Consider the following 12,399-nt stretch of genomic DNA (forward strand, 5'->3'; position numbering starts at 1 on the left):
TAATAACAATGAAAAATAATCTGTTAAGTGCCGGTATTCGCCATGCGCTGCTGCTGGGCAGCACGCTGGCCCTGTCTCCGCCGCTGCTGGCGGCGGAAAGCACCAATCCGGCCTTGCAGGCGCTGTTTGATCAGGCGTCTTACTGGCATCAGAAAGCACACGACGATCTGGCGAAGGCCTCGCTGCAGAAAGTACTGATGGTGGAGCCGGGCAACACGCAGGCGCTCTATCTGCTGGCGCTCTACTCACAGCAGGGCGGCGACAATGCGGCAGCGGCACAGTATCGCGCCCGTCTGAGCCAGGTTTCCCCCAGTGATCCGCATCTCAGCGAGCTGGATAACGCGCGCCAGCTGCAGACCATTCCACAGGCGCAGCTTTCGCTGGCGCGGCAGCAGGCACGCAGCGGCAACATCCCGGCAGCGTTGCAGACCTGGCGCAACACCTTCAGCGGCAATGAGCCGCCCGCCAGCGTGGCGGCAGAATATTATCTGACCATGGCGGGTGACCGTACACTGCTGCCGCAGGCGGTTGAGGCGCTGCGACAGTTTGCGGCTCAGCATCCGCAGGATACCGGGGCGCAGCTGGCACTGGGTAAGGCGCTGACCTATCAGGAGTCGACCCGCCGCCAGGGCATTGAGGTGCTGAGTTCGCTGGCGAGCGGCAATCAGGATGCCGACCGCTCGCTGCGGCAGGCGCTGCTGTGGCTCGGCCCGCAGCCGTCCGATGCGGCGCTCTACCAGACCTGGCAGCAGCGTCATCCGCAGGATTCTGCCGTTATTGACTACTACCGTAAAAACGTTGGCGGCGCCGAGAAAGGCGCGGGCTTCAGCGCGCTGAACAGCGGTGATGTCGGTGGAGCGCAGGCCAGTTTTGAAAAAGTGCTGGGGGCCAACCCCGAGGATGCGGATGCGTTAGCGGGCATGGGCTATGTCGCTCAGCGCGCCGGACGCTATCAGGAGGCGGCGGACTATCTGCAGCGCGCGGCACAGCTCGGCGGTGAGCAGGGTTCGTCGCGTCAGCAGCAGGCTGATGATGCCCGCTTCTATGCGCAGCTGGCGAGTGCTCAGCAGGCGCTGAAAAGCGGCGACAGCGCCCGGGCGCTGACGTTAAGCGAACCGCTGATTCAGGCGGAAGGCGAAAAGGGCGTAGCCGCCAGGCTGTTCCGCGCTGACGTGCTGCGACGCGCCAGTCAGCCTGCGCAGGCGGAGGAGCTCTATCGCACCATTCTGCAAAGCGATGCGGATAACCGCAGTGCGAAAGAGGGGCTGTTCTACGTGCTGCGTCAGCAGAACCGCACGGCAGAGGCCAATACCCTGCTGGGTGCCCTGCCGGAGAGCGTCCGTCAGAGCGTCACACCGCGCGCCAGTGAAGCCGATGCGCTGCGTCAGCAGGCGAAGCGTCAGCTGGCGGACGGTAACAGCACGGCGGCGATCACGACGCTGCAGCAGGGCGTTCAGCGCTATCCCTCCGATGGCTGGCTGCGGCTCGATCTGGCACGGCTCTACCGTCAGCAGGGCGACACGTTGCTGGCGGCCAATGTCATGCAGCCTGTGATGCGCAGCGGGGCCAGCACCAGCGAACTGTATGCAGGCGCACTGAACGCCAGTGAAAGCGGCGGCTGGCAGCAGGCCAGCGCGCTGCTGGCGCGGATCCCTGCGTCGTCGCAGACAGCGGCGATGCGCGAGCTGGCGCAGCGGGTGAATTTCAATCTGCAGATGAGCACCGCCGATCAGTACCTGGCGCAGGGCGCTACGGCAGCGGCGGCCAATACCCTGAAAGCGCTGACGACCACGCCACCCGCCAATCCGGTGGATGCCGGTAATCTGGCGCAGAAACTGGCGCAGGCGGGCGATCTCACCAGCGCCGTCTCGGTGGTACGCACCAACCTGCAGCGTGGCGTGCAGGGCAATGCGGGCGACTATGCTGCGCAGATGGCGGTGCTGAATCAGGCCGGACTCGGCAGCGAAGCGCAGCGCTTCCTCAGCAATCCGGCGCTGCAGGCGCGCAGTACGCCGACGCAGCTGGCGGGTATCCGCAACGGCTATCTGATCAACGAGGTCGATCGCCTGCGGCAGCAGCGGCAATACGCGGCGGCCTACGACAAGCTGATCGGCGCGCTGCAGCAGGATCCGCAGAATCGTGACCTGATGTTTGCCATGGCCCGGCTTTATCAGGACGGCAAAATGAACCGTGATGCGGGCGTGGTGTATGACTACCTGATGACGCAGGATACGCCGACCCAGGATGCGCGCGTCGGGGCCATTAACGTCGCGCTGGCGCAGAACAACGTGCCGCGTGCCAATGCGCTGACTCGTGGACTGAACAACACGACCCGGTCGCCGGATCGCCTGCTGCTGCTGGCGCGGGTGGCGGAAGCCAACGGTGAACATTCGCAGGCGATGGCGTATCTGCGTTCGGCGCGCGGCCAGCTGATTGGCCTGCAGGGCGCGCAGCCCGACAGCGTGCCGACGGTCGGCGGACTGGCGCTGGCGGACAATCCGTTTATTGACCGTCACACCTCGCCGGTGGGACGTTCACCTTCGGCTTATGGCACCGTTCTGCCGTGGCAGGCAGCACCAGCGGAGGCGGCGCCTGACGGCGAACCGGTCGCAGGCGGCGAAATCGTCGCACAGCGCACGCAGATCCTGCACGATGTCGACACCATGATGGACGCGCTGCAGGAAAAAACCGCCACCTGGAGCCAGGGCATGGTGCAGGTACGCGGACGTGATGGCGAGTCGGGCCTGAGCAAGCTTACCGAAGCTAAAGCCCCGCTGACCTTCTCGACCGTGCCGTTTGAAAAGTCCCGTCTGGACTTCACCGCCACGCCGGTTTCCCTGACGGCGGGCAGCGGCGCGGCGGATGCCTGGCGTCGTTTCGGCACCAATGCGCTGACTCAGGGCAGAGTGGTGGCCGCAGGCGGTGCGACGGTGAATGACCTGCCGAACGCCAGCACCGATTCGCAGACCGCCTCTGGCGTCGAACTGAACCTGGCGCTGAAGGGCGACAGCTACAAAGTGGATCTCGGCAGTACGCCGCTGGGCCAGGATCTCAGCACCCTGGTGGGCGGCGTACAGTGGTCACCGAAACTCACCGATTTCCTGACGCTGATCCTGACCGGTGAGCGCCGCGCGATCACCGACAGCCTGCTCTCGTATGTGGGTGCAGAAGATAAAGCCAGCGGCAAACGCTGGGGACGCGTGACGAAGAACGGGGCGAACGCGCTGCTGAGCTACGACAATGGCGATGCCGGGTTCTATGCCGGTGCGGGCGCTTACAGTTACCTGGGTGAGAATGTCGCCAGCAACAATAACCTGCAGGCGACGGCCGGGGCCTATGTCCGCCCGTTCCACTCCGACGACCGCGAGCTGAAAGTGGGGATGAGTTTGTCGTGGATGGACTTCTCAAAAAACCTCAGCTACTTCAGCTACGGACAGGGGGCTACTTCAGCCCGCAGAACTACGCGTCAGTTTCTTTCCCGATAGAGTTCTCACGCAAATTTGACGATCTTAAAGTGAACATCGGCGGGGCCGCCGGTTATCAGTCCTACAGTCAGGATAAGAGTGCTTACTTCCCGGCCGATGGGCGCCTGCAGTCGGAACTGGAATCGCTTGCCGCCAGTGGCAGCGTGAAAGACGCGTACTATTCCGGCGGCAGCAAAAACGGCATCGGTTATAACCTGCACGCCGGGGCGGACTATAAGCTCAATAAAGATGTGACGATTGGCGGCCAGCTGGGCTATGACACCTTCGGTGACTACAACGAAAGCAGCGCGCAGCTCTATGTCCGCTATCTGTTCGGAGAGAAGTAATGAGTGAACATGCAGGGGTATCGCACCCTTATCAGCCGGGCTGGTTCGACCTGGTCAGCGTGCTGATCGACGGGATGATCGCCAACGCCGGTCAGCAGGAGGCGGAAGCCTTTCTCTATCAGATGGGAGAATCGCTGGCGACCCGCTATCCTTTGCCACAGGCGCGCACCGTGCAGGATCTGGAGCGCGAGTGTAATCTGCAGCTGGCACGGTTTAACTGGGGCTTTGTGCAGTTTCAGCCCGAAGAGACGGCGCTGCGGATTGCGTATCACGCCCTGCCGGCGGGCGACAGCCTCCATTCACCGGCGGACTGGCAGGCCGCCTTTGGGGCGGTGATGGCCGGACTTCTGTCAGGCTGGTTGCAGGGGCAGGGCGGCAGTCACCGGGTGCCGGTAACGCCTGAACTCAACGACGGCACGACGCTGCACTATCGATATCAATAGGACGGAACATGAAACGTAAGCCATTCTGGCTGGGCTGGATTTGCACTGTCGTACTGCTGGCCTGCAGCGCTCAGGCAGCGGCCAGCGGCTGGGAGACATTCAAGAGTCGCTTTGTGACTGCGGAAGGGCGGGTCATTGACACCGCCAATAATAACGTCAGTCACACCGAAGGTCAGGGCTATGGCATGCTGCTGGCGGTCGCCAACAACGATCGGGCCACCTTTGATCGGCTCTGGCAGTGGACACGCAGCCAGCTGCGTAATCCGCAGACTGAACTGTTCTACTGGCGCTATGTGCCTGGCAGCAACGATCCGGTTGCCGATAAAAATAACGCCGCAGATGGCGATGTGCTGTTGGCCTGGGCGCTGCAGCGTGCTGCACAGAAATGGCAGGCGCCCGACTATCAGCAGGCGTCTGACCGCATCCAGCGCGCCATCATCAAACTGGATGTTATCCGCTTTGGCGGCCATACCGTGCTGATGCCGGGCGCCCAGGGCTTTAATAAAACCAGCTATGTGGTGCTCAATCCCTCCTATTTCCTGTTTCAGGCCTGGCGGGAGTTTGGCGAGCGCAGCCATCTTCAGGTCTGGGACTCACTGATTAATGACGGCTTCGATCTGCTGGGTAAGCTGAGCTTTGGCAAAACGGGTCTGCCGCTGGACTGGGTCGCGCTGAATGCTGATGGCTCGGTGGCACCGGCGGTCGGCTATTCGAATCGCTTCAGTTATGACGCCATTCGCGTGCCGCTGAATATCTGGTGGTACGATCCACACAGTCTGGCCCTGGTGCCGTTTCAACGCGTCTGGCAGGGTTACAGCCGGATGCTGACCCCCGCCTGGTTCGACGTGCTGGCCAATACCCCGGCGCCTTATCACCTTGAGGGGGGACTGCTGGCGGTACGCGATCTGACCCTGAATGAAACCGGCTATCTCAGCGATCGGCTGGCGGCAGATCAGAACTACTTTTCGGCCAGTCTGCAGCTGCTGACCTGGCAGGCGTTTCAGGAGAAACGCTGATCGCGGCGCGGGCCAGGGCTGAACAGCCCTGACCCGCCGCTTGCGGCCTACTCCGGATAGGGCACCCAGTCGCCGCCATTAAGCCTGATCCACGGCTTACCCTGATACATCATCACCACTGCATTGTCGTTTTCTGACACGACGGGCGTCTGAGGCAGCTTGTCAGCCAGCACCGACATATTCACGTTCGGCGCATTAAAGACCTGTCCATCTACCACGCGCGACACCAGTTCTGAGATCGCCAGCAGGCTGGTCGGCGCATCAATATTGAGCGGCTGCCCCTGATGCGGTGCCTTCATGCCGACGAACTTAATCCCCACCGGCACATGCGTAATGGCAGGGCTGGGAATATCGCGCAGGCCTGACATCTGCATCTTATCCCCCGCCAGTGCTGCGCCATGCTCCGGAACGACCAGAACCATCACGCGACGACCAGACTTCTCCAGCTGGGTGAGGAAGGTATCAATCTGATCGAACAGCAGCTGCGCCCGTGGTTTCCACGGCGCGGTTTTGGTGCTGCCGAGGTCGCGGGTGCCGTCGTGCAGTGGAATCAGGTTGTAGAAGGTGGCACTGCGTGCATCGCTGCTTTTGTTACGATCGTCGAGCCACCGCTGCATCAGCTGAGCATCGTTGAACACCGGTGAGCTGTCGAAGGAGGAGAGCTCCGGCGCAATGCCCGCCTGCGACATCAGCGGAGCCTGAATGTCGCCCGACTCACGCAGCTCTTTAAGATAGTTACCAAATACGCCGGTGTGGTCCATCATCAGCTGCTCTTTAAAGCCGAGCTTCGCCAGATTGTCGAACAGATAGCAGCGTGCATCGGCCGGTTTGTAGAGGTCACTGTGCGACGTCTGACCGCAGCTGGCACGCAGCAGGCGAATGCCCGCCGGGCCGCTGTAGCTGGTAGCCGAGTTATAGTTGGTCAGCATAATGTCAAAGTGCTGCCACAGCGGATGACTGCGCAACTGGGCCGCATCCATATCGGACCAGGCGAGCGAACAGATGTTGATCACCAGAATGTCGAATGGCTGCGAATCCGCTGGCAGGCTATCCGGGAAGTGGGTCACGCGCTTGCGCTCACTTTCATAAAAACGGCTGAGCCAGGCGGTCAGGCTGGCGCTGGTGGGCGCGGCCGACTGATCGAGTCCATCCGGCACGGCCGCGGCCGGGTTCGTCGCAGGCGTCTGATTCAGGACGACCTGTGGCGTAGCGGCCCGCGTCGGCAGCAGCGACATGGCCGGACCCGCAATAGTCAGCACATTGAGCCAGATTAGCATCAGCGATACCAGCACGGTGAGGCGAATCCAGGGAGAGATAAACAGATAGAGCACCAGCAGCACAAACAGCGCGCCCAGCATCTGCCAGTTAATAAAACGGTCAGCCAGGTCAAGCAGGTAACTGACCGAGAAGCCCGCCAGCTGGTCACCCTGACTGAGGATGCTGTTGAAGCCTGGCAGCCAGGTATCATGCCAGAACAGCCCGAAACCGACAGGGATTGAAACCCAGTGGCGCAGACGATGCAGACGCGCCGACGGCAGGGGAAAAAGCAGCCAGGCGAGGAACACCAGATTGCTCAGGGCGTGAAAATTGAGATAGCCGTACCACAACAGGGCGAACTTGACTAAAAAGTAGAAATTCCAGCCGCCCAGCCCACGCCAGCGGGACCACAGACGGGAGGCGTGACCCGCAGCGGGTTGATCATTTTTCATTAATGTTTGCATCCGTTTTTGAGGATTGACGCTGCCAGTGCCCTTCAGATTTCAGCGCACGTGCCGGTAGCAGGCGATTCAGCAGGCCGTGCCAGCGACGCGGCAGCCACTGCTGCCACACCGGCTTCAGAATCAACGCGACCGCGATTACCAGCAGTGCAATCTGTACCCAGTCCATCAGGTTCATCAGGATTCATCCTCTGGCAGTAAAGAGATGGGCTGCGGCGTCGCGCGTTGAGGGATGTCTGCAGGTCGGCGAGGAACAGCGCGCGCCGGTTCGGGCACCGCAGCCACCGCCTGCAGCGCCACCGGTCGCATTTTTTTGATATTGCCGATCTCGGCCTGAATCTGGTTATCTTCAAACCAGATAATCCGGTTGGCAAACAGTTCGTCATGCGGCAGAGAAAAGATAAATTTCAGCGCCTTATCCAGGTCGTTATAGCGGCAGGAGGAGAGAAAAAGAATGACCCGATCCTCCAGTACCGTGACCAGATCGCCAAAGCGACGTGGCTTGCAGAGCGTCAGAATCTGCTGTGGCGTAAGTTGTGGCACCGGACGCAGGGCAACCAGCAGGCCTTTGTCATTTTCCGGCAGCAGGGGATTACTGATAAGCTGGCTGACAGCCTGACAAAACGTCTCAGGAGGCATATACCCCTTTTCGTGCAGCGGCTGCACTGAGGCGATCAGGGTGTCCAGACTGGCGGGAACCAGTCGACTGAACCGCTGTCCCTGAATCCCTTCCAGCAGGGTAAGGAATTTCGACATGGCGGCCGTGGTGGGGACAATGCTGTTCACGCCGCACGCCTGCAGCAGACGCTCATCGCTGTAACGCAGGCTGACGCCCATCTCACGCACGACGATCTTCAGCCCGTTGCCCCGGCTGCGACGCAGACTGTGTACCATTTTTGCCAGCTCGCGGATCTGTTCGCTGTGCGTCAGGCTGAAAATCACGGTGGCGGCATTGGCCTGCTGTGCGCTTTCCCAGACCTGCTGATTATCCTCAAACAGCTGCCACTGACGTGAAAGCGGCGGTGCACCTTCCAGCACGCTTTTATCAGCCAGATAATGTTGTTCGTCATTCAGGCTCAGCGGTTCCTGCGTTTCTTTTAAAGCAAAGAAATGTTCATCTTCACAGCCCAGACGCAGCGTACGATCGGCCAGCAATCGTTCACCGGCATACCACCAGCTTATTTGATACTGCCAGCCGCCCTGCTGAAAGGTTAAATAAGCCAGCCCGTCCATCTGACGAAAATAACGCTGAAGATTATTACGCTGATTTAATTGTGTGATACCCGCAGTGACAATGAGAAGCGTCATTTTCTTTTTATGCAGCAGCCTGCGCATGCGCGTTATCCAGTCGCTTAATTCTGCATCACTTAATTTATCCCACTGCGTGGCCGCGCTGCTAAAAATCACCAGTCCATTTTTATGGCCGAGCGTGCGGGCGAAATCACGCTCAAGGTGCAGCAGACTTTTTTTATTTTCGGGCAATGAAAACAGCGGGATGCGGTCGGGGCCACCGGCGGGATCCGGTGTCAGCAGCGCCTGAGGCGGCTGGCCGGCGCTGATAAGCGTCACAGCCTGCTGATGTGAAATTACCTGACGAATGAAAGCATGGGCATCCGGCTGACGTGTGCAGCTTACCCAGTAACAGCCAGGATTCTGTAAAGTGCTTACTTCAGGCTGAACCTGTTGCAGCCCCAACGAAAAAGAATTTTTCATATTGAATTCGTTATTTTTCCAGCCCAGGCTAGTTTATTATAGACAGCATAGGTTGTAACCTGACGAATTAAAAATAACTGACTGGCCGATGTTTGCCTTTCTCTGGCATCGTACGCATTCTGGAAACCATTTTCCAGATCACAGGTAAATGACACTGTTCTGGTGCCGATATTTTATTAGTGGCGAGAAATAATGAAAAACCACGATGTTTATACGCCGGTCTCCGCTCAGCGTGAGCCTCAGGATGATATCAGTGCGCTGCGTGACGCCTTTTCTTTGCAGGCGTTCCGGTATGTTGATATTGCGCGTGAAGATCGGCTGAACGAAATAGTGGCCTGCTGGCCGCTGTTATCGGAAACTCTGTCTGCGCTGCCGGAGCCAGCTCACTGATGCCGCAGATTGCGCTTCAGGGCATACGGGGCGGCGTCGGGACGACATCGCTCTGCGCAGCACTCGGCTGGGCGCTGACCAGGCTGGGTGAACGGGTCCTGCTGATCGATGGTTCGCCAGTCAGTCAGCTGGGTGCACACTTTAATCTGCCCGTTCAGGCGGCACAGGGCTGGATGCAGGCGCTGTGCGAAGGCGGTGACTGGCAGCAACATGCGCAGCGCTATCCACAGGGGCCCGACCTGCTGCCTTATGGTCTGCTTTCCTCCCTTTTGCCGGCGCAGGATGTGGCTGTCGCCACGCCGCTGCTCGACACGCTCCCGGCCCTGCGCAGGCGCTATACCTGGATTCTTTTCGATCTGCCCGCCGAAAGCGCACCGTGGCATGAGAGGCTGCTTCCGCTGCTCGATAGCCTGCTGTGCATCGCCACCCCGGATGCCAACTGCCATCTGCGCCTGAGTCAGCGGCCATTTCCTGCGGTAACCCGGTTTCTGATTAATCAGTTTAATGCTAACAGCCGCCTGCAACAGGATCTGCATCAGTTCTGGATGGCGACGCTGCATCCGCTGATCCCCTTGCTGATCCACCGCGATGAGGCGCTGGCAGAAGCCCTGATGATGAAGCAGCCGGTCGGGGAATACCGGCCACACGCGCTGGTCAGTGAAGAGATCACCACCCTGGCGAACTGGCTGCAGCTACATCTGAAAGAGGATCGCTCATGAACCCGCTACGCTGGCTGCTGACCGCCCCGGCCTGGCTGGGAACAGAACGACGTTATGCCGACGCACGTCGTCATGGTGCTTCCCGCTTCGCCAGCGCGTTTAACCTGTTCTGGTACGGACTGGTGGTTGTACTGTTTCGTGTCGAAACACCCGGCTGGCAGCGTATTCTCCGGCAGCGCCGCCGCCTCTATCCGCACATTTCGCCGGAGCGCCCCCGACCGCTCGATTTTCTGCGCTATCTGACGCAGACCCTGTGGCTGGTTATTGTCCTGCCAGCGGAGGAGCCCCGCCGCCGCGCGAACGGCTTCGCTGCGCTGATTCGCTGGCGGCAGCAGGCCTATCGCTGGCTGGAGCGACGCGCAAAACGGGCAGAGACGAACCAGCTGGGCGCACGGGCCGAACGGCGACTGAAGCGTCTGCCGCCGCTGCTGCGCTATACCCTTTTTATCGGTATGGGGCTGTTCGCCTCGCTGCTGGCGCTGCTCTGCATCAGTCAGCCCTTCGATCTGACGACGCAGTTTATCTTTGTGCTGCTGCTCTGGGCACTGGCAATGGGCATACGGCGGGTGCCGGGCCGTTTACCCACAATGATGCTGATTGTGCTGTCGCTGACCGTATCCTGTCGTTATCTCTGGTGGCGCTATACCTCGACGCTGAACTGGGACGATCCTGTGAGCCTGGTACTGGGTCTGCTGCTGATTGCCGCCGAAACCTACGCCTGGGTGGTGCTGGTGCTGGGCTATTTTCAGACGCTGTGGCCGCTTAACCGGCAGCCGGTGTCGATGCCAGACGACCGCTCGACGTGGCCATCAGTGGATCTGCTGGTGCCAACCTACAACGAACCGCTGAGCGTAGTCCGGCCGACACTCTACGCCGCACTGGGGGTTGACTGGCCAAAAGATCGCCTGAACATCTATCTGCTGGATGACGGAAAGCGCCCGGAATTTCGCGAGTTTGCCGCCAGCATTGGCATTCACTATGTGGTCCGGCCGGACAATGCACACGCCAAAGCAGGCAACATCAATCATGCGCTGAAAACGCACTGCCGCAGCGACTTTGTGTCGATCTTTGACTGCGACCATGTGCCGACGCGCGCTTTTCTGCAGATGACAATGGGCTGGTTTATCAAAGATCCCCGGCTGGCCATGCTGCAGACGCCGCATCACTTTTTCTCCCCCGATCCGTTTGAACGCAATCTGGGGCGTTTTCGCCGCACGCCTAACGAGGGGTCGCTGTTTTACGGGCTGGTTCAGGATGGTAATGACACCTGGGATGCCACCTTTTTCTGTGGCTCCTGCGCCATTCTGCGACGCGACGCGCTGGAGCAGATTGGCGGTATCGCGGTTGAAACCGTGACAGAGGATGCGCATACCTCGCTGCGTCTGCATCGCCTTGGCTATACCTCCGCCTACATCCGCATTCCTCAGGCAGCCGGACTGGCGACAGAAAGTCTGTCAGCGCACATTGGTCAGCGCATCCGCTGGGCGCGTGGCATGGTGCAGATTTTCCGTCTCGATAATCCGCTGTTTGGCAAGGGGCTGAGATGGGTGCAGCGGCTCTGTTATGCCAACGCCATGCTCCACTTTCTCTCCGGGATCCCACGGCTGGTGTTCCTGCTGGCGCCGCTGGCGTTTCTGCTCTGTCATGCCTACATCATCTATGCGCCCGCCCTGGCGATTGCCGTCTATGTGCTGCCGCACATGCTGCACACCAGTCTGACCAACTCACGCATTCAGGGGCGCTGGCGACACTCGTTCTGGAGTGAAGTCTACGAGACCGTGCTGGCCTGGTATATCGCGCTGCCGACGACGGTCGCGCTGGTCAATCCGCATAAAGGCAAGTTCAACGTGACCGCCAAGGGCGGACTGGTCGAGAAGCGGCACCTGGACTGGGTAATTACCCGACCTTATATGATGCTGGTTCTGCTCAATCTGGCGGGCGTGGTGATGGCATTCTGGCGAATGCAGCACGGCCCGGCCAATGAAGTATTAACAGTCTGGGTCAGCCTGGTCTGGGTGCTCTACAACATGGTGATTCTCGGTGGTGCGGTGGCGGTGTCGGTCGAGGCCCGTCAGATCCGCGAAGCGCATCGGGTTGAAATTGCGATGCCAGCGGCAATTTCGCGCGAAAACGGACACATGCTGCCCTGTACGCTGCGTGACTATTCGGATGGCGGTGTCGGTCTGGAACTGCGCGAGCCTGATGCGCTGCGGGAGGGTGAGAAGGTCTGGCTGTTGCTTCGTCGCGGGCAGCAGGAGTTCAGTTTCCCCTGCCGGGTACAGCGCGTCTTTGGCCTGCGGGCGGGCGTGCGTCTCGACGCGCTGACCACCCGACAGCACATCGATTTTATTCAGTGTACCTTCGCCCGTGCCGATACCTGGGCGCTGTGGCAGGACGGTTTTCCTGAAGATAAACCGGTGCAGAGCCTGGCCGATATCACAATCCTCGGCTTCAAAGGGTATCTGCGTCTGGCGGAATATGGTCCGCCACAGTTACGTCGGTTGTTTAACCTGCTTACCACTGGGGTAAGCTGGCTGGCTTCGCTGTTGCCGCAGGGCATCGGTCGCGCGCCTGCTTAAAAAAATCTGC

At 60.2% G+C, this 12,399-nt stretch carries 8 protein-coding genes and 1 pseudogene; 6 read left to right on the top strand and 3 right to left on the bottom strand.

Annotated elements, in window-relative coordinates; all coding sequences use genetic code 11:
- Positions 1-8 precede the first annotated feature (8 nt).
- From ACLHDD_RS15985 to ACLHDD_RS15995, 3 genes and pseudogenes are all read left to right on the top strand, one after another.
- Positions 9-3,811: pseudogene (locus ACLHDD_RS15985) on the top strand (cellulose synthase subunit BcsC-related outer membrane protein).
- Entirely contained in the window at positions 3,811-4,254 is a 444-nt protein-coding gene (bcsD, locus tag ACLHDD_RS15990) for a cellulose biosynthesis protein BcsD (RefSeq protein WP_128086872.1), read from the top strand. Before ACLHDD_RS15985 ends, bcsD begins: the two are co-directional and overlap by 1 nt.
- An 8-nt stretch (positions 4,255-4,262) precedes the next feature.
- Positions 4,263-5,270 carry a glycosyl hydrolase family 8 gene (locus tag ACLHDD_RS15995; RefSeq protein WP_427104851.1) on the top strand — a complete coding sequence of 336 codons (1,008 nt, stop codon included), beginning with the start codon at positions 4,263-4,265 and terminating at the stop codon, positions 5,268-5,270.
- A 47-nt stretch (positions 5,271-5,317) separates the two neighbouring features.
- Here the strand turns inward: ACLHDD_RS15995 and bcsG are convergent, their stop codons facing one another.
- The 3 genes from bcsG to bcsE are packed head-to-tail and all read right to left on the bottom strand — an operon-like array spanning position 5,318 to position 8,701.
- Positions 5,318-6,979, bottom strand: a complete 1,662-nt coding sequence (bcsG, locus tag ACLHDD_RS16000; protein ID WP_427104852.1) for a cellulose biosynthesis protein BcsG — start codon at positions 6,977-6,979, stop codon at positions 5,318-5,320.
- Positions 6,969-7,166, bottom strand: a complete 198-nt coding sequence (locus ACLHDD_RS16005) for a cellulose biosynthesis protein BcsF (protein ID WP_427104853.1) — start codon at positions 7,164-7,166, stop codon at positions 6,969-6,971. The genes bcsG and ACLHDD_RS16005 overlap by 11 nt, the downstream gene beginning before the upstream one ends.
- Complete coding sequence (gene bcsE, locus ACLHDD_RS16010) at positions 7,166-8,701, bottom strand: cellulose biosynthesis protein BcsE (protein WP_427104854.1); 1,536 nt, start codon at positions 8,699-8,701, stop codon at positions 7,166-7,168. Before bcsE ends, ACLHDD_RS16005 begins: the two co-directional genes overlap by 1 nt.
- A 192-nt stretch (positions 8,702-8,893) precedes the next feature.
- On the opposite strand from bcsE, the gene bcsR reads away from it, so the two are divergent.
- The 3 genes from bcsR to bcsA are packed head-to-tail and all read left to right on the top strand — an operon-like array spanning position 8,894 to position 12,389.
- Entirely contained in the window at positions 8,894-9,091 is a 198-nt protein-coding gene (bcsR, locus tag ACLHDD_RS16015) for a cellulose biosynthesis protein BcsR (protein ID WP_427104855.1), read from the top strand.
- Positions 9,091-9,810, top strand: a complete 720-nt coding sequence (bcsQ, locus tag ACLHDD_RS16020) for a cellulose biosynthesis protein BcsQ (RefSeq protein ID WP_427104856.1) — start codon at positions 9,091-9,093, stop codon at positions 9,808-9,810. Before bcsR ends, bcsQ begins: the two co-directional genes overlap by 1 nt.
- The gene (gene bcsA, locus ACLHDD_RS16025; protein ID WP_427104857.1) at positions 9,807-12,389 is read left to right on the top strand and encodes a UDP-forming cellulose synthase catalytic subunit; all 2,583 of its coding nucleotides are present in this window, start codon (positions 9,807-9,809) and stop codon (positions 12,387-12,389) included. The genes bcsQ and bcsA overlap by 4 nt, the downstream gene beginning before the upstream one ends.
- The last annotated feature ends 10 nt before the right edge of the window (positions 12,390-12,399 follow it).

Source organism: Pantoea sp. NSTU24 (assembly GCF_050157905.1).
In the GTDB taxonomy this organism is placed as follows: domain Bacteria; phylum Pseudomonadota; class Gammaproteobacteria; order Enterobacterales; family Enterobacteriaceae; genus Pantoea.